Source organism: Streptomyces rimosus, from assembly GCF_008704655.1.
GTDB classification, from domain to species: Bacteria; Actinomycetota; Actinomycetes; order Streptomycetales; family Streptomycetaceae; genus Streptomyces; species Streptomyces rimosus.
Genome location: NZ_CP023688.1, coordinates 1,302,977 through 1,325,536, shown reverse-complemented (window position 1 = coordinate 1,325,536; position 22,560 = coordinate 1,302,977). Strand labels below are relative to the sequence as shown.

At 73.0% G+C, this 22,560-nt stretch carries 19 protein-coding genes; 9 read left to right on the top strand and 10 right to left on the bottom strand.

Annotated features, from left to right (window positions below):
- Nucleotides 1-2: 2 nt before the first annotated feature.
- Genes CP984_RS05360 through CP984_RS05345 form a run of 4 tightly spaced genes read left to right on the top strand, consistent with a single transcriptional unit; the run spans nucleotide 3 to nucleotide 5,785 of the window.
- Nucleotides 3-1,811: a peptide ABC transporter substrate-binding protein gene (locus CP984_RS05360; RefSeq protein ID WP_003983607.1), complete on the top strand. Its 1,809-nt coding sequence runs from the start codon at nucleotides 3-5 to the stop codon at nucleotides 1,809-1,811.
- Nucleotides 1,808-2,758 carry an ABC transporter permease gene (locus CP984_RS05355; RefSeq protein ID WP_003983608.1) on the top strand — a complete coding sequence of 317 codons (951 nt, stop codon included), beginning with the start codon at nucleotides 1,808-1,810 and terminating at the stop codon, nucleotides 2,756-2,758. Before CP984_RS05360 ends, CP984_RS05355 begins: the two co-directional genes overlap by 4 nt.
- Before the next feature lie 11 nt (nucleotides 2,759-2,769).
- The gene (locus tag CP984_RS05350) at nucleotides 2,770-3,675 is read left to right on the top strand and encodes an ABC transporter permease (RefSeq protein WP_030179401.1); all 906 of its coding nucleotides are present in this window, start codon (nucleotides 2,770-2,772) and stop codon (nucleotides 3,673-3,675) included.
- Nucleotides 3,676-3,685: 10 nt separating this feature from the next.
- Nucleotides 3,686-5,785, top strand: a complete 2,100-nt coding sequence (locus CP984_RS05345; protein WP_003983610.1) for an ABC transporter ATP-binding protein — start codon at nucleotides 3,686-3,688, stop codon at nucleotides 5,783-5,785.
- Here the strand turns inward: CP984_RS05345 and CP984_RS05340 are convergent.
- Nucleotides 5,772-6,509: a L,D-transpeptidase family protein gene (locus tag CP984_RS05340; protein WP_003983611.1), complete on the bottom strand. Its 738-nt coding sequence runs from the start codon at nucleotides 6,507-6,509 to the stop codon at nucleotides 5,772-5,774. The two genes, CP984_RS05345 and CP984_RS05340, sit on opposite strands and share 14 nt — an antisense overlap.
- A gap of 464 nt (nucleotides 6,510-6,973) precedes the next feature.
- On the opposite strand from CP984_RS05340, the gene CP984_RS05335 reads away from it, so the two are divergent.
- Nucleotides 6,974-8,365 (top strand): NADP-dependent succinic semialdehyde dehydrogenase, encoded by a 1,392-nt coding sequence (locus CP984_RS05335; protein ID WP_003986955.1) that lies wholly within the window; start codon nucleotides 6,974-6,976, stop codon nucleotides 8,363-8,365.
- A 54-nt stretch (nucleotides 8,366-8,419) separates the two neighbouring features.
- Here CP984_RS05335 and CP984_RS05330 read toward each other — a convergent pair whose 3' ends face one another.
- On the bottom strand, nucleotides 8,420-9,625 hold the full coding sequence (locus CP984_RS05330; RefSeq protein ID WP_030179407.1) for an erythromycin esterase family protein: 1,206 nt from the start codon (nucleotides 9,623-9,625) through the stop codon (nucleotides 8,420-8,422).
- Nucleotides 9,626-9,718: 93 nt separating this feature from the next.
- Between CP984_RS05330 and CP984_RS05325 the strand changes: the two genes are divergently transcribed.
- Nucleotides 9,719-10,450, top strand: a complete 732-nt coding sequence (locus CP984_RS05325; RefSeq protein ID WP_003986953.1) for a TioE family transcriptional regulator — start codon at nucleotides 9,719-9,721, stop codon at nucleotides 10,448-10,450.
- A gap of 21 nt (nucleotides 10,451-10,471) precedes the next feature.
- On the opposite strand, the gene CP984_RS05320 is transcribed toward CP984_RS05325, so the two are convergent.
- The 6 genes from CP984_RS05320 to CP984_RS05295 all read right to left on the bottom strand — a co-directional run bounded on the left by CP984_RS05320 (nucleotide 10,472) and on the right by CP984_RS05295 (nucleotide 17,386).
- Entirely contained in the window at nucleotides 10,472-12,649 is a 2,178-nt protein-coding gene (locus CP984_RS05320) for a SpoIIE family protein phosphatase (RefSeq protein ID WP_003986952.1), read from the bottom strand.
- Nucleotides 12,650-12,927: 278 nt separating this feature from the next.
- On the bottom strand, nucleotides 12,928-14,181 hold the full coding sequence (locus tag CP984_RS05315; RefSeq protein ID WP_030179410.1) for a metallophosphoesterase: 1,254 nt from the start codon (nucleotides 14,179-14,181) through the stop codon (nucleotides 12,928-12,930).
- Nucleotides 14,182-14,318: 137 nt separating this feature from the next.
- The gene (locus CP984_RS05310; RefSeq protein ID WP_030179412.1) at nucleotides 14,319-14,852 is read right to left on the bottom strand and encodes a DUF1990 family protein; all 534 of its coding nucleotides are present in this window, start codon (nucleotides 14,850-14,852) and stop codon (nucleotides 14,319-14,321) included.
- A gap of 43 nt (nucleotides 14,853-14,895) precedes the next feature.
- Entirely contained in the window at nucleotides 14,896-15,747 is an 852-nt protein-coding gene (locus CP984_RS05305; RefSeq protein ID WP_003986429.1) for a YndJ family protein, read from the bottom strand.
- Nucleotides 15,748-15,869: 122 nt separating this feature from the next.
- On the bottom strand, nucleotides 15,870-16,505 hold the full coding sequence (locus CP984_RS05300) for a maleylpyruvate isomerase N-terminal domain-containing protein (RefSeq protein WP_003986430.1): 636 nt from the start codon (nucleotides 16,503-16,505) through the stop codon (nucleotides 15,870-15,872).
- On the bottom strand, nucleotides 16,502-17,386 hold the full coding sequence (locus CP984_RS05295; RefSeq protein WP_003986432.1) for an NAD(P)-dependent oxidoreductase: 885 nt from the start codon (nucleotides 17,384-17,386) through the stop codon (nucleotides 16,502-16,504). The genes CP984_RS05300 and CP984_RS05295 overlap by 4 nt, the downstream gene beginning before the upstream one ends.
- Nucleotides 17,387-17,537: 151 nt before the next feature.
- Between CP984_RS05295 and CP984_RS05290 the strand changes: the two genes are divergently transcribed.
- Nucleotides 17,538-18,554, top strand: coding sequence for a GlxA family transcriptional regulator (locus CP984_RS05290; protein ID WP_030179416.1), 1,017 nt, complete (start codon nucleotides 17,538-17,540; stop codon nucleotides 18,552-18,554).
- Nucleotides 18,555-18,579: 25 nt separating this feature from the next.
- On the opposite strand, the gene CP984_RS05285 is transcribed toward CP984_RS05290, so the two are convergent.
- Together CP984_RS05285 and CP984_RS05280 are read right to left on the bottom strand one after the other, a co-directional pair.
- A complete protein-coding gene (locus CP984_RS05285; protein ID WP_003986434.1) occupies nucleotides 18,580-19,365 on the bottom strand; it encodes a crotonase/enoyl-CoA hydratase family protein in 786 nt (261 codons plus the stop codon).
- Nucleotides 19,362-21,008, bottom strand: coding sequence for an acyl-CoA dehydrogenase family protein (locus CP984_RS05280; protein ID WP_003986435.1), 1,647 nt, complete (start codon nucleotides 21,006-21,008; stop codon nucleotides 19,362-19,364). Before CP984_RS05280 ends, CP984_RS05285 begins: the two co-directional genes overlap by 4 nt.
- 136 nt (nucleotides 21,009-21,144) lie before the next feature.
- Here CP984_RS05280 and lspA point away from each other — a divergent pair, with 136 nt between their 5' ends.
- Nucleotides 21,145-21,723 (top strand): signal peptidase II, encoded by a 579-nt coding sequence (gene lspA, locus CP984_RS05275; RefSeq protein ID WP_003986436.1) that lies wholly within the window; start codon nucleotides 21,145-21,147, stop codon nucleotides 21,721-21,723.
- 49 nt (nucleotides 21,724-21,772) lie between these two features.
- The gene (locus tag CP984_RS05270; protein ID WP_003986437.1) at nucleotides 21,773-22,546 is read left to right on the top strand and encodes a PaaX family transcriptional regulator C-terminal domain-containing protein; all 774 of its coding nucleotides are present in this window, start codon (nucleotides 21,773-21,775) and stop codon (nucleotides 22,544-22,546) included.
- Nucleotides 22,547-22,560: the final 14 nt, after the last annotated feature.

Sequence of the window (22,560 nt, the reverse complement as noted above, 5' to 3'; positions counted from 1 at the left end):
GCATGGGCCCGCGCAGCACCCGCCGACGCGGCCCCCTCCACGCCCTGCTCGCCGCCCTCCTCGCGCTGTTGCTCGGTACGGCCACGCTCACCGGCTGCGGCCCCGAGAACGGGGCCGTCACCAGTCTCGGCGCCACCGGCGGCACCCGCGTCGAGGGCGGTACGGCCACCATGGCGCTGCCGCCCGCCGCCACCCCCAACTGGATCTTCCCGATCGGCACGGCCGGCTACCTGGCCTCGTACAACAACGCCGTACAGGACCTCCTCTACCCGCCCCTCTACACGGCCGAGAAGAAGGGCGCGGGCCTGACCATGGACAGCCCGCGCAACCTCGCCGGGCAGCCGCGCTACAGCGACGGCAACACCACCGTCACCATCGCGCTGAAAAAGGGTTACCGCTGGTCCGACGGCACGCCCGTCACCAGCCGCGACGTGGAGTTCTGGTACGACCTGATCAAGCACGACAAGCAGGAGTGGGCGGGCTATTCGCCGGGCCTGCTGCCCGACAACGTCAAGAAGTTCGAGGTGCTGGACGACCACACCTTCCGGCTGCGCCTGGACCGCGCGTACAACCCCGCCTGGTTCACCGGCAACCAGCTCCAGGATTTCACCCCGCTGCCCAAACACGCCTGGGACCCGCACGACGAGAATCCGAAGAAGGTCTTCGCGCGCCTGCTGGAACACGCCAGGAAGCTCTCGGAGTTCGCCACCGACCCGCTCTGGAAAACCGTCAGCGGACCCTGGCGCATCGAGAAGTGGACCACCTCCGGGCAGGTGTCGCTGATTCCCAACCAGCAGTACAGCGGCCCGGACAAGCCCCATCTCGACCGCGTCGTCCTCAAGCCGTTCACCACCGCGGATTCCGAATTCAACGTGCTGCGCGCGGGCGGCGTGGACTACGGCTACATTCCGCCGTCCGTGATGGCCCGCTCCGCGAGCTTCAAAAAGCTGGGCTACCGCATCGACCCGTGGGAAGGCTGGGCGATCACCTACATCGTCCTGAACTTCAATCACCCCACCGCGGGCCCGCTGCTCCGCCAGACCTATCTGCGCCGCGCCCTCCAGCACCTCATCGACCAGCGGACGATCGCCGACGTCGTCTGGCACGGCAGCGCCGAGCCCACCCGCGGCCCGGTGCCCGCCGGACAGCTCGACCGGGACCCGTTCCCGTACGACCCGGAGAAGGCGGAAGCGCTGCTCGCCGCGCACGGCTGGCAGCGCACCGGCGGACAGTTGCGCTGCGCCCGCCCCGGCACCGGGCCGGATGAGTGCGGCAAGGACATCCCCGCAGGTCAGCCCCTGCGTCTGGAACTGCTCTCGCAGTCCGGCTCCACCGAGACGTCCAACACCATGCAGGAGATCAAGTCCGCCATGGACAAGGCGGGCATCACCCTGGACATCCGGCAGCAGCCGCTGAACACCGTCCTGGGCACCACCGTGCCCTGCAAGAAGACGGAACCGGTGTGCTCCGCCTGGCAGCTGGGCTTCTTCGGGACACAGGGCAGCTGGTACTTCCCGACCGTGGCCAGCGGCGAATCCCTCTTCGCCACCGGCGCGCCCTCCAACATGGGCAACTGGTCCGACCCGAAGGCCGACGAGCTGATCAAGAAGACCGAGTACTCCGACGACCCGTCCGCGCTGCGCGACTACGCCCGCTACACCGCGGACCAGGTGCCCGTCCTGTGGACGCCCAACCCGGCCTACCAGGTCTCCGTCATCCGCAACGACCTGCGCGGCATCGACCAGAACCCCACGCTCAGCCTGGCGCCGCAGGACTGGTACTTCGTCAAGAAGGGCGGTGCGGGCCGGTGATCCGCTTCCTGGTCAAGCGCCTCGCACAGGCCGCCGTCGTCCTGCTGCTGGTCTCCGTCATCGTCTTCGTGCTGCTGCACCTGCTGCCCGGCGGTCCGGCCCGCGCCATCCTCGGCGTCAAGGCCACCCCGGAGGCCATCGCCCACTTCGACCACCAGCAGGGCTATGACCGCTCCCTGCCGCAGCAGTACGCGATGTACCTTGGACGGCTGCTCACCGGCGACCTCGGCGAGTCGTACAAGCTCAACCAGTCCGTCACCTCGCTGCTCGGCGAACGCCTCCCGAAGACCGCGCTGCTGGCCGGCCTGTCGATCGCGCTCGCCGCCGTACTGGCCGTGCCCCTCGGCATCCTCCAGGCCGTACGCCGCGGCAGGGCCGCCGACTACCTGCTCACCGGCGCCGCCTTCCTCGCCTACGCCACCCCGGTCTTCTTCCTCGGCCTGGTCCTGATCCTCGTCTTCAGCCAGCAGCTCCAGATCTTCCCGGCCGAGGCGCCGCAGGCCGACACCGTCGGCGGCCTGCTCGCCGAAGCGCCCGCGCTGGTCCTGCCCGTGGTGACCACCGCGCTCGGCATCATCGCCGCGTTCAGCCGCTACATGCGCTCGGCCGTTCTGGACAACCTCGAAGAGGACTACGTACGCACCGCGCGCGCCAAAGGGCAGTCGAACGCCCGCGTCATGGCCCGGCACGTGCTGCGCAATGCGCTGATCCCCCTCGCCACCCTCCTCGGGCTCTACCTCCCCACCCTCTTCAGTGGCCTCCTCGTCGTCGAGTCGATGTTCAACTACCCGGGCATGGGGCTGCTGTTCTGGAACGCCGCCCAGGGCTCGGACTTCCCGGTCCTGCTCGGCGTCACCCTGGTCGTCGGCGTGGCCACCGTGCTCGGCTCACTGATCACCGACATCGCGTACGCCGTACTGGACCCCCGCATCAGGAGCGTGTCGTGACCGCACCCTTCATGGACGCGCCCAGCAGCAGCGGGACCGCACCGGCCGCGGACCCGGCACCCGCCGCCCCCGGACCGCTGCGCCGCACCCTCTCGGTCTTCACCCGCAACAAACTCGCCCTCACCGGCGCCGTCGTCCTGCTCGGCCTGCTGGCCCTGTGCTACCTCGGCCCGCTGCTGCACCCCACCGACCAGACACACACCGACCTCTCGCGGGCCGCCCTGCCGCCCGGCAGCCCCGGCCACCTCCTCGGCACCACCGACCTCGGCTACGACATGCTCGGCCGGCTGATGTACGGCGGGCAGACCTCCCTCGAAGTCGGCCTCGCCGCCGGGCTGCTGGCCACCCTCTTCGGGACCGTCTACGGCGCGGTCGCGGGCTACTTCGGCGGCTGGGCGGACGCGGCCATGATGCGCGTCACCGACGCCGCGCTCGCCATCCCCGCGCTGTTCCTGCTGGTCGTGGTCGCCGCCATCGTCACCCCCAGCAAGCCCGTACTCATCCTGATCATCGCCTCGGTCGCCTGGCTGTCCCCGGCCCGCCTCATCCGCGGTGAAGCGCTCGCCCTGCGCAGCCGCGACTACGTGCACGCCATGCGCCTGATGGGCGGCGGCGGGACCCGGGCAGTCTTCCGGCACATCCTGCCCGGCGCCGTGGGAACCGTCATCGTCAACGCCACCTTCCAGGTCGCCGACGCCATCCTCTACGTCGCCTACCTCTCCTTCCTGGGCCTGTCCATCCCACCGCCCGCCGCCGACTGGGGCTCCATGCTCTCCGCCGGCATCACCTACACCCAGGTCGGCCACTGGTGGCTGATCTTCCCGCCGGGCCTGGCCATCGTCCTCGTCGTCGCCGCGTTCAACTTCATCGGGGACGGCCTGCGGGACGCCTTCGACGTGCGCCTCCGGAAGAGCTGAGGAAGGGCCCATGACCGCCGACCCCCTGTCCGCGACCACCCGCCCCGCGTCCGGCACCGCCGCACCGCTGCTGGCCGTCGAGGACCTGCACGTCGAGATCGCCAGCCGCGGCCGTACCGTGCACGCCCTGGACGGCGTCAGCCTCGACCTCGCGCCGGGAGAAGCACTCGGCATCGTGGGCGAGTCCGGCTGCGGCAAGACCATGACGGCGCTGTCCGTCCTCGGCCTGCTGCCGAAAGGCGGCCGGATCACCGGGGGACGCGTCCTCTTCCGGGACGGCACCGGCAGTCCGACGGACCTCGCCGCCGCCCCCGAACCGGTCCTGCGGCACGTACGCGGCAACACCATCGGCATGGTCTTCCAGGACCCGCTTACCTCCCTCAACCCGACCATGACCATCGGCGCCCAGGTCGCCGAACCGCTGCTGCTGCACCAGCACACGACCCGGCGGGACGCCTGGGCGAAGGCCGAGGAGACGCTGCGGCTGGTCGGCATGCCGCAGCCCGCCGAGCGGATGCGGAACTACCCGCACCAGCTCAGCGGCGGGATGCGCCAGCGCGTCGCGATCGCCATGGCCCTGGTCTGCGAGCCCCGGCTGCTGATCGCCGACGAGCCGACCACCGCCCTCGACGTCACCACCCAGCACCAGATCCTGGAACTCATCGACGACCTGCGCGCCCGCCTCGGCATGGCGATGATCCTGGTCACCCACGACCTCGGCGTCATCGCCAAACGGGTGGACCGGGTCGCGGTGATGTACGGCGGCAAGATCGCCGAAAGCGCCGGCGTACGGAGCCTGTTCGCCGCGCCACGCCACCGGTACACCGAGGCCCTGTTCGCCGCCCTCCCCGAACGCGCCGCGGCCGAAGGCACCACCCTCGCCACCATCCCCGGCCTGCCGCCCGCCCTCCTCACCCGCCCCGCCGGCTGCCGCTTCGCGCCGCGCTGCGCTTACGCGACCGCCGAGTGCCGCACGGAGGAACCCGCCCTGCTGGGCGACTCGGACCATGCGTACGCGTGCTTCCACCCGGCCGCCGCCGAGCCCATATCCGCAACGGAACCCGCAGCCGTCGTGGAATCCCCACTGGCCGGCCGCCTCACCGACCCCGGCATCCTTCTCGACCTCGACAACGTAACCAAGCGATACGCCCTGCACGCCGGGCCCTTCGCCCGCCGCAAGGGCGCCGGAGAAGTCGGCGCCGTCGCCGGGGTCAGCCTCACCGTCACCCGCGGCGAGACCTTCGGCATCGTGGGGGAGTCCGGCTGCGGCAAGTCCACCCTCGGGCGGCTGGTCGTCGGCCTGGAGCCGCCGACGGACGGCACGATCCGCTTCGCGGGCCGCGACATCGGCGCCCTGTCCCGCCGGGAATTGCGCGCCCACCGCCGCGACGTGCAGCTGATGTTCCAGGACTCCTACGCGTCCATGGACCCCAGGATGCGCGTCGGCACCATCCTGCGCGAACCGCTGGTCATCCAGGGCATCGGCGACCGCACGGCCCAGCAGCGGCGGGTCGCCGCCCTCCTCGACGACGTGGGCCTGCCGCGCGGCGCCGTGGACCGCTACCCGCACGAATTCTCCGGCGGCCAGCGCCAGCGCCTCGGCCTGGCCCGCGCGCTCGCCCTCTCCCCGTCCCTCGTCGTCGCCGACGAACCGGTCTCCGCGCTCGACGTGTCCGTACAGGCGCAGATCCTCAACCTCATGCGCGACCTCCAGCGCGACCGCGGGCTGACGTACCTGTTCATCTCCCACGACCTGGCGGTGGTCCGGCACCTCGCGGACACCGTCGGCGTCATGTACCTGGGGAAACTGGTGGAGACCGGCCCGGCCCGCGAGGTCTTCGAGCGGCCCCTGCACCCGTACACCCGCGGCCTGCTCGACACGGTCAACGCACCCGACCCCACGGCCCCCGCCGCGGGCACCCCGCTGACCGGCGAGACACCCTCGGCCGCCGCGCCGCCCTCCGGCTGCCGCTTCCGTACCCGCTGCCCGGCGGCCCGTGCCCGCTGCGCGGAGAGCGAGCCCGTACCCACCGAGCCGGCCGGGCCGGGGCACCGCGTCGCCTGCCACTTCCCCCTCGTGGCGAGCCCCGGCCCGGTCAGTAGCGGGTGATCGCCGTAGGCCCTGAGTCCGTGCCGATCGCGATGTGCGGACGGGCCGCGGGCTTCACCCAGGACACGATGCGGGCCATCGCACGGGCCGGTACGGACACACAGCCCGCCGTCGCCCCGCGGCCGTTGACGTGCAGGAAGATGCCCGCGCCGCGGCCGCGCACCGGACGGTGGTAGTTGAAACCGACGACCAGCGCCCGGCTGTACTGCGTCGGATAGCCGGCCAGCCGCTCGGCCTCGTTCGCCGCGCAGTCCGACGGCCGGGGGTCCACCCACCGGTTGTACGAGGCGGAGGCGTTGTCCTGGCACCACCAGGAAGAGGCGCGCACGGGGCGGTACGGGACCGTCGTACCGGCCGGGGCCTTCGCGAGGCCGAAGGCGAACGGCAGGTCGTACAGCCCGGTGGGGGTGGTCGAGGTCCCCTGCTCGCGGGTACGGCCCTCGGCCAGCCCGTTCGCGCCGAACCGCGCCGGCGCCGTACCGACCCGGTGCCAGCGCTTGCCGTACCGCTGCCACCAGCTGACCGTGCCGGTGGTGGAGCGCGGGTCAGGGGCGCGGGCCGTGATCAGCTGACTGCCGCCGCCGGTGTCCGCCATACGGGCGGGCAGCGGACGCCAGGCCGGTGCGGAGGCGGGGGAGCGGGGTACGGCCAGGGCGGAGGCGGGCACGGTCAGGGCGAGCGCGGCGGCGCAGACCGCGGACGCCAGGGTCCTCGCGGAGGTCATGCACGCAATGTAGGGCCACCGGGTGCACTGGGCGCCGACCGAACCGGCCAGGCTCCCTGAAGGAACGATGGTGCGTAATCCACCGGTCGTGAGGGAGATAGACCGGCGAAACCCGGGTACCGGGGCCGGAGAACCACGTGTCGACCGACCCAGGAGGTCTGCTGTGGAGCGGCAACCGACACCGCACCGTACGCAAGGGCCCGGCCAGGAGCGGGAGCCCGCACCGCCGACGCCCACACCGTCGCCGGGCCCCGGCGGACCCGAGCCGGGTCCGGGACCGACGCCGGGACCGCCGGTGCCGGGCCCGCCCGACCCCGTACCGCCGACGCCCGCGCCGCAGCCGCCGACGCCCAGCCCCGACCCCGTACCGCGCCCGCCGGGCCCGGACCCGGTGCCGGAGCCGTCACCGGCGCCCGGACCGATCACGTAGTACCCGCCCGCCACCCCATGGGAGGTGCATCCACATGGCCATCGCCACGGTCAATCCGGCCACCGGCGAGACACTCCAGACCTTCGACGCGCTCGACGCGGACGGGATCGAGGAACGGCTCGCCCGCGCCGAGGAGGCGTTCCGCAGCTACCGGACGACGTCGTTCGAGGAGCGCGGCGAACTGCTGCGCAACGCCGCCGGCCTGCTGGAGGCGGGCCAGGACGGCATCGCCCGCACCATGACCACCGAGATGGGCAAGCCGCTCGCGGCGGCCCGCGCGGAGGCCGCCAAGTGCGCGAAGGCGATGCGCTGGTACGCCGGGCACGCCGAGGAACTCCTCGCCGACGAGGTGCCCGACCCCGGTGACGTGAAGGACGCGGGCGCCACCCGCGCCTACGTCCGCTACCGGCCGCTGGGCACCGTCCTCGCCGTCATGCCGTGGAACTTCCCCCTCTGGCAGGTCATCCGCTTCGCCGCGCCCGCGCTGATGGCCGGCAACACCTGTCTGCTCAAGCACGCCTCGAACGTGCCGCAGACCGCGCTGTACGTGGAGGACCTGCTGCGCAGGGCGGGCTTCCCCGAGGGCTGCTTCCAGACCCTGCTGGTCGGCTCCGGCGCGATCGAGGACATCCTGCGCGACCGCCGGGTCGCCGCCGCGACACTCACCGGCAGCGAACCGGCCGGCCGCTCGGTGGCGTCGATCGCCGGCGACGAGATCAAGAAGACGGTGCTGGAGCTGGGCGGCAGCGACCCGTACATCGTGCTGCCGTCCGCCGACCTGGACGCGGCCGTACGTACCGCCGTCACCGCGCGCGTGCAGAACAACGGCCAGTCCTGCATCGCCGCCAAGCGCTTCATCGTCCACACCGACGTGTACGACGAGTTCGCGGTGCGCTTCACCGAGCGGATGGCCGGGCTGACCGTGGGCGACCCGATGGAGGAGACGACCGACGTCGGCCCGCTCTCCAGCGAACAGGGCCGCTCCGACCTGGAGGAACTGGTCGACGACGCGGTCCGGCGGGGCGCGGCCGCCCTGTGCGGCGGCAAGCGCCCGGAGAAGCTGACCGCGGGCTGGTTCTACGAGCCGACCGTCCTGGCCGGAATCACCCCCGAGATGCGCATCCACCGGGAGGAGGCGTTCGGCCCGGTCGCCACGCTCTACCGCGTCAACGACCTGGACGAAGCGATCACCACCGCCAACGACACCTCGTTCGGCCTGAGCTCCAACGCCTGGACCCGCGACGAGGCCGAACAGGAGCGCCTCATCCGCGACATCGAGGCCGGCGGCCTCTTCTTCAACGGCATGACCGCCTCCCATCCCGCCCTTCCCTTCGGCGGGATCAAGCGATCCGGCTACGGCCGGGAACTCGCGGGGCATGGGATCCGGGAGTTCTGTAATGCGACGACGGTTTGGTATGGGGCGTAGGGACTCCGAGGCAGGGGCCCGGGGCGCGGACCCGGGCTCCTGCTGTGTGCGTCCCTAGCTCTTGGGCACATCCTTCACGAACACCAGACCATCACTCTCCGTCAGATGCTCCAGCCCCAGCGGCGCATACCCGAACCAGGGTGACTCGCGGGGAACGGGTGGTGTGTCGCCGAGGGCGGTGGACAGTTGGGTGAGGTTGACGAGGTAGCGGTCCTCCGGGAGTGCGTACAGCAGGCCCTCGATCGTGTCCGGTGGCGGGGTGCCCACTCCCCGGTGGTGGATGGTGCCGAGGGCCGTGGCCACGAAGGCGTAGTCCTCGCCCAGGCGGGCGTTCACGAGTGCGCCGGCGCTCCACCATTCCAGCAGCGGGTGGTCCCACATGCGCATCGTGCTCTTGTGCCGCTGGAAATGGCTGTTCTGGGCGAAGGCCAGGACCGGGGCCCGCTCGGCGAGGGCGAGGAGATTCTCGGCCATCATCGAATCCCGTATGCCCAGCAGCCGCGTCATACGGTCCGGCGTGGTGTCGGCCATCCAGTAGTGGTAGCGCAGCAGGCCGGTGGCGGTGCGGCCGTACAGCCGTGCCCGGTCCCAGGCGTCGCGTGAGGTCGCCGCGATCAGGTGTGGCGTCTGTTCGTCCAGCACCGCCACCAGGTCGTCGGCCAGCAGCCGCAGCTCCCTGGCCTCGGCCGACCGCCCCGCCGACCGGGCCGGGTCCAGCATCGCGGCGGGTTCGGTCCACTGCTCGTCGGTGCCGAGCAGGCGGTCGAGGGTGTCCGCGGTGCAGGGCAGCAGGTCCTTGTTCCCGTGGGCGGCGAGGTAGCCGTGGAGGGCGAGGAGGGCCCGGCGGGGGCTCTCGGCGTTGGTGATCTCCAGCGGGCCGTCGAAACCGGCGAAGCGCAGCCGGTCGGGCCAAGGGCGGTCTTTGTTGTAGTCGCGCATCCAGCGCACGAGTTCGCGGTTGGCGGCGGACGCGCCGAAGCCGTGGCTGAACCCGCGCTCCATGACCTCGTCGAGAGTGCCGGTGCCCTCGACGACGTAGTCGTCCACGATCAGGCCCAGCAGGCAGTCGCTCTCGATGGTGATCGTGCGGTAGCCCTCGTGCTCGATGAGCTGCCGGAAGAGCGCGTTGCGCACTTCGAGCAGCGTGTCCTCGCCGTGGGTGGGCTCACCCAGGGCGAGCACCCGCGGCCGGGACGGGAGCAGTCCCAGAACGGCGGCGGCGTCGAGCGGGTGGGTGGTGTCCTTGATGTCGGTGCCCATGTCGGTGCCCGTGTCGGTCTCCATGCCTTCAACGCTATCGTTGAACCCTCGGTGGAAACTTTGGAGGATTTTTCTCGCGATATCGTCGAGTTCATGGGACGCAACCTTCAAACGGGCGATCGGCTCAGGCCGATTGACCTGGCACGCGGGCACGGCCTGTCCACGCAGGCCGTCCGGAATTACGAGGAGTCCGGCATCCTCCCGGCCGCCGGACGCACGCCCAGCGGCTACCGCACTTACACTCCGCTGCACGCCCGGGCCCTGCGCGCGTTCCTCGCCCTGGTGCCCGGTCACGGCCACCCGACGGCGACAGCGATCATGCAGGCGGTGAACGCGGACGCGCCCGAAGAGGCGCTCCGCCTCATCGACGAGAGCCACGCCCAGCTCCTCGAAGACCGCCGCACCCTCCGGGCCGTGGAAAACGCCCTCCGCGACCTGGCATCCGCCACGGCACCCGAGCCGGCCACAGGTTCAAGGACAGGCGGCATGTTCGTCGGACAGCTGGCGGCCCAGCTCGGCATCCGCCCCGCGACCTTGCGCAAATGGGAGCGCGCGGGCCTGGTACGCCCGCGCCGCGACCCCCTCACCGGATACCGCGTCTACGACGACGCCGACGTACGGGACGCCCGCCTCGCCCACCAGCTCAGACGAGGCGGCTACCTCCTGGAACAGATCGCCCCGCTGCTGGACCGGGTACGGGCGGCCGGCGGCCTCGAGCCCCTGGAGGCCACCCTGCACGACTGGCGCGGCCGCCTGTCCGCCCGCGGCCGGGCGATGCTGACCGGGGCCGCCGAGCTGGACGCGTATCTGCGCGAGCGCGAATGAGCCACCCGAGGGCCGCGGCCCTCACTCTTCTCCCGGCAGCGCGAACTCGCACCACAACGCCTTGCCGCTGCCCCTCGGCTCCGCGCCCCAGGAATCCGAGAGGGCCTCGACCATCATCAGGCCGCGGCCCGAGGTGGCGGTTTCGCCGGGGGTGCGGCGGCGGGGCCAGCGGCTGGAGCGGTCCTCCACCTCCAGGCGGATACGGCGGCGGGCGCCGCCCGGTACACCCGGGCGGGCGGGCAGCAGCTCGACCGTGATCAGCGCCCCGCTGTCCGTGTGCGTCAGCGCGTTCGTGATGAGTTCGGTGGCGGCCACCTCGATGTCGTACGCCAGTGAGCCCGCCCGCCACTGGTCCATGGTGCGCCGCAGCATCGCCCGTACCTCCGAGGCGCCCGAAGGGTCCGCCTGGTGGACGTGCAGCCGGAAACGCGGGGTGGTGGGGGTGGTCCCGGCGGAGGGGTGGCGGTGCAGGAGGACGAGGGCCATGTCGTCGGTGGACCCGGAGCGTGCCCACAGCTGGTCCGAGAGCCGGTCGGCCAGGGCCTCCAGTTCGGCGGGCCCCTCCCGTACGGCGGCGGCCAGCGCGTCGATCCCGGCGGTGATGTCCTCACCGGGCGTCTCCACCAGGCCGTCCGTGCACAGCAGCAGCCGGGAGCCGGGCTCCAGGAACAGCTGCGTCTCGGGGAAGTGGTCCTGGCCGAACGCCGTCGCCAGCCCGAGCGGCAGCCCGCCGCGTACCGGGTGCCAGTCGGTGTGCCCGGCCGCGTCCCAGATCAGCGGGCCGAGGTGGCCCGCCCGGGCCACGTGCAGCGCCCCCGACTCCAGGTCCGCCTGGACGTAGGTGCACGTCGCGAACCGTTCGGTCTCCAGCTCGGCGAGGAAGCGGGAGGCCCGTACGAGCACCGTCTCCGGCGTGTGGCCCTCGGTGGCGTAGGCGCGCAGGGCGATACGGAGCTGGCCCATCACCGCCGCCGCGTGCGTGTCGTGCCCCTGGACGTCACCGACCACCAGCCCGGTCCGCCCCTGGGGCAGCGGTATCACGTCGTACCAGTCGCCGCCGATGTCCCGGCCGGTGCTCGCCGCGTGATAGCGGACGGCGACCTCGCCCCCGGCGATGTCCGGGACCAGCCGCGGCAGCATCGTGGCCTGCAGACCGGTCGCGAACTCGCGTTCCTGGTCGAAGAGCGTGGCCCGCTGGAGCGACTGGGCCACCACACCGGCCAGCGCCAGCGCCAGGTTCCGGTCCTCCGCCGTGTGCTGCTTCGGCTCGGCGTTGAACAGGCCGAGCGCCCCGACGACCCGGTCCTGCGCCACCAGCGGCAGGAAGACGGCGCTGCCGGTCGGTATGCGGTCCAGATACGGGCGCAGCCGCGGGTAGCGGGCGAGCAGTTCACCGCGCGACGACAGGAATGCGGCCCGGCGCGAGAGGGCGGCGTCCGACAGCGGCAGCGTGTCGTCCAGCCGGGAGGCCATCATGTCCTCGGGCGTGGTGCCGGGCAGGCCGGTGATCGCGATGACCTCGAAGCGGTCGTTGTCGACCAGGCCGAGGATCAGCGCGTCCGCGCCGAAGCGCCGCGCCCCGCCGGTCCCGGTCAGCACCCGCGTCACGTCCGCGACCGACAGGGCCCGCGAGAGCGCCGCGGTGGTCTGCTGCACCATCGCGGTCTGCCGCTGCCGGTTCTCCTGGAGGGACCGCAGCAGTACGGAATCGGCCAGCTCCGTACCCGCCTCGCGTACGAGCCCGACGATCCGGTACAGCCGCCCTTCCCCGTCGCGCAGAAGGTGGCCCTGGGTGTGCGTCCACCGGGGCGTGCCGTCGCGGCAGTGCACGCGGAAGTACACACCGTACGAGGGCGCCCCGTCCTGCACGGCCTGCGACACCGCCGCGTCGAGCCGGTAGCCCTCCTCGGGCGGGATACGGGCCGCCAGCGAAGCGGGCCGCCCGTCGTATTCGTCCGGCCGCAGGTCGAAGACCTCCAGCCCGCACGCGTCCAGCTCCAGCGTCTCGCGGTCCAGGTCCCAGTCGAAGGTGCCGGTCTTGTTGAGGGCGAGGCGGTCGCCGAGGCCGATGGGGTCGAGAGGCGGGGGAAGGTCGGTACCGTCGTCATCGGGGCCGGTATCGGTGGCCCGGAACAGCCCGCCGCCGCGGCGCGGGTCGTAGCGCCCCGCAGAATCAGGCGCGTCGTGGTCTCCCGTCATGCCCCGTTCCACCCCTGTGCCACCGCCGCCGACCGGAACCCGGCCACCGAAGGCGCGCCGACCCCGGCCACCCACCGGGCAGCCAGGGCCGGCGGCGCCGGGGCCACCACGCCCGCCGCTCCCGTCCGGGGCCCGCCGAAGCGGAACCATCGCAACCGGGAAGCGGCCATGGGCTCACATTAGGACGGGGGGCGGGGTTGTGCATTTTGAGAGGGTTGGTGGGGGGATGTGGAGGTGAACGGGTGGCCGTCCACGCCCCGTGTCCGCCCCGCCTCCGGCTAGCGCACCCCCGCAGGAGCCCCCACCGGCACCCCTGCCGCCACCGGCCGCGTGGTCCGCGTGCGGTGGGCGAGTCGTGCCTTCTTCGTTGCCACGTCGACCGTGTAGGCGTCGATCGTCATCGCGCCGGCCGACACCTTCAGCAGCATGAACCCGTGCCGGGAGAAGTCCTGCCAGGCGGCCGGGTGGGTGAAGTGCGCCGTGCCGTCGCCGGTCTTGGAGGCGGCGCCGCACACGAGTTGCCGGGTGCCGCGGGTGCGGTCGGTGGGCTCCAGGATCTGGAGGGTGTGGTCGTGGCCGGACATGATCACGTCGGCGCGGCCGCACACCACCTCCTCGTAGAGCTCCTTGAGGTGGACGCCGCTGGTGTAGTGCCCGATGACGAAGCCGTCGTAGGAACCGGCGCTGCCGTGCTTGCCGTTGTTCAGATACGGGTGGTGGCCGAGGACGACCTTCCAGCGGGCGCGCGAGGCGCGCAGCGCGGTGTCCAGCCAGCGCCGCTGTTCGCGCATGTACGGACCGTCCCACCGGTAGTGCGGGTCGAGCTGTACGACGGAGGAGGCGACCGGGTTGGTGTCGAGCGCGAAGAACTCGATGAGCGGGTCCGGCCGGCCGCCGCCCGCCGGGAGCGTGACGTTGTAGTAGCGGCTCGGCATGTACCAGCGGCGCGACGTGGCGGCGTAGGCGACCTCCCGGTCACCGCGCGACGGGTCGCCGCCGCTGCCGGGCACCAATCCGGAGCAGTCGTGGTTGCCCAGCACCATCAGCCACGGCACGTCGATGCCGGTGTTGGGCCGCTCGAACTTCTCGTCGAACTCCGAGTCGTGGTCGGACTCCGGGCCGTTCTCGTAGATGTTGTCGCCGAGGCCGACCGCCAGGCCGACGCCTTCGGTGCGGCAGATCTCCCTGGCCGCCGCGGTGACCGCGTACTGCTCCGCCTTGCCGGTTCCGGCGTCGCCGGTGATCAGGACGGCGTACTCGCCGGACGGGCCCGGCGCGGACGGCAGCGGGAAGCGGTCCGCAGCGCCCGCCCGCGCGGCGGCGACCGCGCGCTGCTGCGCCCCGAAGGGCAGCGCGGCCAGCGCCGCTCCCGCCACCGCGCCGCCCAGCAGCGTCCGCCGGTGCACACCGTGTGCCGCGGCTGCGGCGTCCGGTGTGTCGTCCGGTACGGCAGCGTCGGCGAGGCCGGGGCCCGCCGTCCGCAGCCACTGGTCCTCGGTCAGGTCCGCCCGCGGCGGGATCAGCTCGCACATGGCTGGCTTTCTCTCATGGGCGGCGGGGCAACTGGTGACGGAGTGATGAACGCCGTGTGGACGTATGGAGGACGGGGGAGGGGGAGGGCGGGCGTGTGGTTCTGCGGTCGGTCTTCGGGGGCCGGTGCGGCAATCGGTCAGCGGTTCCGCCGGGCCAGCCGGCGCAGCGTCCGGCCGCAATGGCGCGCGTACAGGCGCTGGAACAGCGGGACCAGCGGCCCCGCCAGCCGCGTGTACCAGCGGCCCGGCACACTGAACGCCGTCATCGTGAACCACACCGCGCCGTCGGCCCGCATCTCCACCACAAACGATTCCTCACCGCGCTGCGGATGACCGGCCAGCGTGCCGTACGCGAAGCCGATGCGCTCGCTCTCGTACTCGCTCCACACCACCCGGCACGGCGCCCACAGCCGCAGCGGGCCGAGGCCCAGGGCGCATTCCACCCGGACGCCGGGCGCGGCCTCCGGGGCCGAGGCCCGCACCCGTACGCCCGCGGCGCGGTGCATCCGGAAGCCGGTGACCGCGTGCCCCGCCGCTTCGAGGACCGCGCGGCCGTGACCGAGGTAGGTCGCCTCGTGCAGATGGCGGTATCCGCGGGGCAGCGGGTGGCGGCGGGTGGCGCCTTCCTCGGGGTAGTTGAAGGGGGCGGGGGCGGGGGTGCCGGTGGTCATGCCGGGGCCTGCTTCCTCTGGTGTGGTGGCGTCGGGGGAACGGTCATACGGGTGCGGGGGCGGTCCGGTGGGACGTGGCGGGCTCGTTCCGGAGGCGGTGCCAGGCGAGCAGCGCGCACAGGGCGAAGCCCAGCGCGTTGCCGAGGCCGTGGGTGGCCGCCATCCATGCCAGTGTGGGGTGCGGGAGGCCGGTTGCCTCGCCGAGCGCCCAGCTCAGGGCGAGCAGCATCGTCGCGACGAGCACGGCGGCCGAGCCGCCGAGCAGCGCGCGGGTGGTCCGGTCCGGCGCGGTCGTACGGACGTCCCGCCAGGTGACCAGGGCGACCAGCCACATGCCCGCGGTCAGGACCACCGCGCCGGCCAGTTCGGCCCAGTCGTCGATGAAGTAGCCCGCCAGGACGAGCAGGGTCCCCACCGGCACGCTGAGCGCGGCGAACGGCCCGGCGCGGCCGGGGCGGGCGGCGCGGCAGACCAGCCCGGCCACCAGCGCGGCGGCGAACCCGGCGAAGTGGAAGTGCGGCACGGTCAGCGACAGGATCTCCAGGTCGAAGCCGAGCAGCTGGTGGCCGGAGCGCTCGGCGACCAGGGCGGTTCCGGCGACGGCGGGGGTGACGAGCGCTGTCAGTACGGCGATCTCACCCGGGGCGAGGCTGCGGGTGCGGGCCAGCCGGCGCGGCGCGTACAGGGCGAGGGTGAGGGTGGCGAGCGCGTAGGCGCCGGCGAGCACGGTGGCGGCGGCGCCGCGCGGCAGCCACAGGGAGGCGGCGCCCGCCGCGGCGGCCAGTGGCCAGCGGCGCCGCAGCCATCGCGTGCCGGGTTCGCGGAGCAGCGCGAGCCCCGTCGGGACCACGACGAACATGCCCAGCATGACGATGAGGTCGACCAGTGCGGTCACGATGCCCCCAGATGCGTTGCGGTGCGCGGCTCGGACCGGGTTCTTGAACGCGTTCAACCCGGCACGTAAGACAGTACGTGACGGGTTGAACGCGTTCAACAGAGGGGGTGACGGCAGGGTGCTCAGCGCACCCTGCCGTCCCACTGCCATGCCGTACGCCGTGGCAGGCCGGGGAGTGCGGCCCGGCCCGTGCACCAGAGCAGTACGTCGAACGGGCCGTGCCCAGATGGCGCTTCCGGCGCGTCAGGGAAGAGCCGGGTCAGTACGGCGGCGCACAGGGCGTCGTCCGGTGCCCAGGGCGAGTCCGGGTCCAGCGCGCGGGTGATGTCGTAGGTGTGGAGGAGCAGTTCCGTGATGCCCATGGCCGCGAAACCGGCGGCGTCGGAGTGTCCCCACAGGTGCCAGGCCCGCACATCGGACGGCGTGTCACGGACCGTGGACCCCAGGAGGGAGGCCGCGATGCGCAGCCCCTCCAGGCAGGCGGGGAGGGGCGCTTGCGGGTCGAGGGAGGCGAAGAGGGTGATGTAGCGGTCGGTGGGGCGGGCGATCAGCAGGCCCGCGTACCCGGTCAGGCCGAGGGCGAGGTGGTCGAGGGTGTCCCGGCAGGTCCAGTCCAGGTCGTGGGCGGGACGCGACCAGTCCTGGCCTGCCTGTTCGAGGAGGGCGTCCAGGCAGGTGTCGGTGGCGGTGGCCAGCAGGCCGGGCCAGGCGGCGGGCGGTGTGGTGGTGACCGGCGCCGTATCTGTCCAGGTCGTCATCGGTTGCCCGCAGCCTTCCTGAGGGTTTCGATGACGCTCGCGTAGCTGCTGGAGCCGTGGCCCGCGGCGCGGGTCCGCTCCATGGTGGCCTTGAGCAGTTCGGGCAGCGCGTTGTCGACGCCGCGCGCCGCCGCGGCGTGGATCAGATGGTCGATCGCGGCGATCTGCACGTCCACGGTGGCGTCGTCGCCCGGGTAGTGCCCGGCGTCCACCTGGGGCGCGTACGTGGTGAGGAAGCCGGTCACCGCGCTCAGCCAGCGGATCGCGACCGGGGTGAAGGCGGTGGCCGGGGTGCCCTCCGCGCCGACCAGCGCGGTACCGTGCAGCCACCCGGTCATGGCGGCCCACATCAGGCCGAGCAGAGCCGCGTCGTACAGGGACGCCAGTCCCGGGTCGGTACCCAGGTGCAGCGGGTCGCCCAGGGAGGCGAGGACCGGGCGGTGGGTGTCGAAGACCGTGCGCTCACCGCTGTAGAGGAACATCATCTCCGGGCTGCCGACGCCCGGGGGAGTGGTCATGATCGCCCCGTCGAGGTAGTGCGCACCGTGCGCCCGCGCCCACGCGGCGGCCTCCGCGGCCTGCTCCGGGGAGCCGGAGGTGAGGTTGACCAGCGTCTTGCCCGCGAGCGAGTCCGCCACCGGGTCGAGGACGGTGTGCAGGGCCGCGTAGTCCAGTACGCAGGCGATGAGGAGGGGGCTCGCCGCGACCGCCTCCTCGGGCGTCGCTGCCACCGTGGCCCCGCGCTCCGCCAGCGGCTTGGCCTTGTGCGGCGAACGGTTCCACACCGTCGTCGCATGGCCGCCCTTCAGCAGCGCGCCGGCCAGCGCCGTCCCCATCGAGCCCAGCCCCAGCACCGTCACGGCCGCGGGTTCGCTTCGCATGTGCTTCTCCTCGTACGTCCGCCGGTGTTCGTGGACCGGCGGTTGATCACGTACGGACCACGCTCGCAGCGCGGGGCGCCCGCGACCAGTGACAGTGGTGACGGCCGGCACCAAATTCCTGCCATCCCCGCGGGCTGCCTATCCTTCGGGGATGAGCGCTGGTTCCGTCGCGGTCGTCGTGACCGAGGAGATCGGGGTCCCGTCGTGGGACCTGTACGAACTGAGCATCCCCTGCACCGTCTTCGGCAAGCCGCAGCCCGACCTGGCCGACCCCTGGTACGACCTGCGGCTGTGCGGCACCGGGGAGCGGGGCGGCGCGGACGGGCCCGCGGGCGCGGCCGGGCTGGCGCTGCGTACCCCGTACGGACTCGACGACCTGGCCGGCGCGGACACGGTCATCGTCCCGTCGGTGCCCGATCCCTGTGTGGAGGAGGGCGCTCCGCTGCCGCCGGGGCTGACCGAGGCGCTGCGCCGCGCCCACGACGCCGGTGCCCGCATGGTGTCCCTGTGCACCGGCGCCTTCGCGCTCGCCGAGGCCGGGCTCCTCGACGGGCGCCGCGCCACCGCCCACTGGATGCACACCGCCCAGCTCGCCGAGCGCTACCCGAAGGTACGGGTCGACGACTCGGTGCTGTACGTGGACGACGGCGACGTGCTCACCAGCGCCGGGCTCACCGCGGGGCTCGACCTCTGCCTCCACCTGGTGCGGCGCGACCTGGGCGCGTACGTCGCCAACCAGCTCGCCCGCCGTATGGTCGTACCCGCCCACCGGCCCGGCGGCCAGGCCCAGTTCATCGACCTGTCCGTGCCCGCCGCCGACGACCAGGGGCTGGCCCCGGTCCTGGCCTGGGCCCGCGCGCACCTGGACCGGCCGCTGACCGTCGAGGACCTGGCGGAGCGGGCCGCGCTCAGCCCCAGGACGTTCTACCGGCGGCTCCAGGCCGCCACCGGCACGACCCCGCTGCAATGGCTTCTCGACCAGCGCCTGGCGCGCGCCCAGAGCCTGCTGGAGTCGACGGACCTGCCGGTCGAGAAGATCGGTGAACTCAGCGGCCTGGGCACGGCGAACAACCTGCGCCACCACTTCCTCAAGCGCGTCGGGGTCTCGCCGTCCGACTACCGGCGGGCGTTTCCCCGTACGGCACCGGACATACCGCTCGCGGGGTGAGGCGCAGGCAAGGGGACGGTGCCCCTTACGTCTCCATCGCCCCGTGCCGCCCCGCCCCCGAAGCGAAGCGCGCCGCGCCCGTCATCGCCTCCGCCAGGACGCCCTGCCCGTAACGGAGTTCCTGCGCCATGGCGGCCTCCTCGGACAGGCCCTCCTGCGCCAGGACGGAGGCGCGGTCGCTGCGCAGGCACGCCTGGGGGAAGCGGGCGATGGCGGCTGCCAGCTCCTCGGCCTCGGCACGGGCCCGTCCCGGCGGTACCACCCGGTTGGCCAGGCCCATCGCCAGCGCCTCGGCCGCGCCCACCGGCCGCCCGGTCAGCACCATGTCCAGGGCGCGGCCGGTGCCGACGACACGGGGCAGGCGTACCGTACCGCCGTCGATCAGCGGCACGCCCCAGCGGCGGCAGAACACCCCGAAGACCGCGTCCTCCTCCGCCACCCGCAGATCGCACCACAGGGCCAGCTCCAGGCCGCCCGCCACCGCGTGCCCCGCGACCGCCGCGATCACCGGTTTGTCCAGGCGCATCCGGGTGGGGCCCATCGGCCCGTCGCCGTCCGCCGCGACCCGGTTGCCGCGCTCGGCGCCGATCGCCTTGAGGTCGGCGCCCGCGCAGAACGTGCCGCCCTCGCCCCACAGGACGGCGGCGTGCGCCGTGTCGTCCGCCGCGAAGGCGCGGAAGGCGTCGGCCAGCGCGGCGGCCGTCGCGCCGTCCACCGCGTTGCGCGCCTGCGGCCGGGACAGGATGACGGTCGTCACGGGGCCGGAGCGCTCGACGCGTACGGGCCGCGCCGCCGGGCCGTCGCCGCTCATCCGGCCTCCTCCGCAGACGTCCGCTCCAGGATGGCCGTCAGGTCGGCCGTGGCGGGCAGGGTCCCGAAGGCGTGCCCCCACTCCCGGTCGAGGCGGGAGGCACAGAACGCGTCCGCGACCGCCGGGTGACTGTGCTGTACGAGCAGGGCGCCCTGGAGCGCGAGCGCCATCCGCTCCGCCAGCGAGCGGGCCGCACGCTGCGCCTGGTCCGGGTCGCCGAGCGTGCCGAGCGTCTTGCGTACCCCCGCGACGGCCGCGTCCAGCCGCCGGTCGGCGCCCGCCGCCGCGTCCACCTCCGCGAAGTACGCTTCCAGCGAGGCCGGTTCCTTGGCGAGCGCGCGCAGCACGTCCAGTGCGGCGACGTTGCCCGAGCCCTCCCAGATCGACAGCAGGGGGGCCTCGCGGTAGATGCGCGGCATGCCCGACTCCTCCACGTAGCCGTTGCCGCCCAGGCACTCCAGTGCCTCCGCCGCGTGCGCGCTGCCCCGCTTGCACACCCAGTACTTGCCGACGGCCAGCGCGAGCCGGCGCAGCGCGGCCTCGCCCGCGTCCCCGGCCTGCGCCCCGTCCACGGCGGTCGCCAGCCGCATCGCCAGCGTCGTCGCCGCCTCCGACTCGATCGCCAGGTCCGCCAGCACCGCCCGCATCAGCGGCTGTTCCGCCAGCGCGCGGCCGAACGCGTGCCGGTACGCGGTGTGGTGTAGCGCCTGCCGCAGTCCGGCGCGCATTCCGGCCGCCGAGCCGATCACACAGTCCAGCCGCGTCATGTTCACCATCTCGACGATGGTGCGCACCCCGCGCCCCGGCTCACCGACCGGCCAGGCCACCGCGTCCTCGTACTCGATCTCGGAAGAGGCGTTGGAACGGTTGCCGAGCTTGTCCTTCAGCCGCATCAGCCGCATACCGTTGCGGGTGCCGTCGGGCAGGACGCGCGGCAGCAGGAAGCAGCTCAGCCCCTCCGCCGTCTGCGCGAGCACCAGGAACACATCGCTCATCGGCGCGGACGTGAACCACTTGTGGCCGGTGATGCGGTACGTGCCGTCGCCCGCCGGCACCGCCCGCGTCGTGTTGGCCCGGACGTCCGAGCCGCCCTGCTTCTCCGTCATCGACATGCCCGCGATCAGGCCCGACTTGGCCAGCGGGGGCCGCAGCCCGTAGTCGTACGTACGGGACGCCAGCAGCGGTTCGTACTGCGCCGCGAGGTCCGGCTCGGCGCGCAGGGCCGGTACGGCGGCGTACGTCATGGAGATGGGGCAGCCGTGCCCCGGCTCGGCCTGGGACCAGACGTAGAACTTGGCCGCGCGCACGAGATGGGCGCCGGGGCGGTCGTCCGCCCATGGCGCGGCGTGCAGCCCGCGCTCCACCGCCACGGCCATCAGCTGGTGCCAGGCGGGGTGGAACTCCACCTCGTCGATCCGGTGGCCGAAGCGGTCGTGGGTGCGCAGCCGTGGCGGCTGCTCCTCCACCATCCGCGACTGCTCCTGCACCTCTTCCGTCCCGGCGAGCGCACCCAGCTCCCGTACCTCCGGCTCGCCCCACCCGGCGCCCGCGCGGCGCAGCGCCGCCAGGAGGGCCGGGTCGTCCGCCGCGCTGAATCCGGTCAGGGGCGGGGCCTGGTTCACGACTTCATGGGTGAGGGTCATACCGGGGACGTTACAGAAGCGGAACAGGCGTGGGAAGACTGTAATAGAACGGGCTGTCATAGAGTCGGGGTCCGTGGCGGCCCGACCGGCCGCCGGACTTCGAGGGGGACGGAACGTGCGGGGACGGGACCGGGCCATGGCGGCGCGCGGTGGGGACGGCGAGGCGGAAGCCGGAAGCCGGCGGCGGGTGCCGCTGCTCCTGGCGGTGGCGGGCGCCGCCTATCTGCTCGACCTGGGCAGCAAGGTGGCCGTGGTCGCGGAGCTGGAGAACGGCGCCCCCGTCAAGGTGCTCGGCGACTGGCTGGAGCTGCTGGTGGAGCGCAACCCCGGCGCGGCGTTCGGCATCGGCGAGGCGGCCACCCTCCTGTTCACGGTCATCGCCGCGGCCGTCGTGGTGGTGATCGTCCGTATGGCGCGCAAGCTCTACAGCGTCCCCTGGGCGATCGCGCTCGGCCTGCTGCTGGGCGGCGGACTCGGCAACCTGACCGACCGTCTCTTCCGTACCCCCGGCGACTTCCGGGGCGAGGTGGTCGACTTCCTCCACATACGCGGCTTCAGCATCATGAACCTCGCCGACTGCGCGATCGTCTGCGGCGGCATCCTGATCGTGCTGTTCTCCTTCCTGGGGTGGGAAGTGGACAACCGGGAGAAGACGGCGAAGGAGGAGCGCGCCGGGGCCCTGGACGGGGCGGTACGCGGCGACGCGGCCCGGTGAGGCAGGCGGCCCGCACCGGCTCGCGGGGCACCTCCTAGGATTTCGCCCGATGGACCACGACACCCCCGTACGCGACGCCGCGGAGCGTCTCGGCCTGCGGCCGCTCACCGCCCGCTCCATCGTGCTCAGCACTCTCCTCGGCCACCATCCGCCCCGCCTTCCGGCGCGTGCCCTGGTGCGGGTCGGTGAGCTGTTCGGCGTTGCCGAGGGAACCGTTCGTGTCGCGCTGTCCCGGATGGTGGCCGCGGGCGACCTTCAACTGGGGGAGGGGACGTACGGACTCACCGCGCGGCTGCTGGAGCGTCAGGCGCGGCAGGACGAGAGCCGTGCGCCGCGCACCCGGCGCTGGGACGGTGCCTGGGAGATCGCCGTGGTCACGGCCGAAGCACGCCCCGCGGCGGAGCGGACCGCGCTGCGCCAGGCCATGGCCGAACTGCGGCTCGCCGAACTGCGCGAAGGGACCTGGCTGCGCCCGGCCAACCTGGAGCGCACCCGACCGGCCGTGGCCGCCCGGCAGTGCACCTGGCTCACCGGCGCTCCGGACGGCGACCCGGCGGAGCTGGTACGCGGCCTGTGGGACCTGGACGGCTGGGCGGCGCGGGCGCGCGCCCTGCTGGCGGCGCTGTCCGACGCCACGTCACCGGCCGGACGCTTCACCGTCTCCGCCGCCGTACTGCGCCACCTCCTGGCCGACCCGCTGCTGCCGGACGCCCTGCTGCCCGCCGGGTGGCCGGGCGCCGAGCTGCGCAGCCGTTACGACGCCTTCGAGGCGGAGCTGCGCGATCTGCTGCGGCAGTACGTCACGCCCGGCAGCGCGGCCTGAGCCCGTACGCGGGC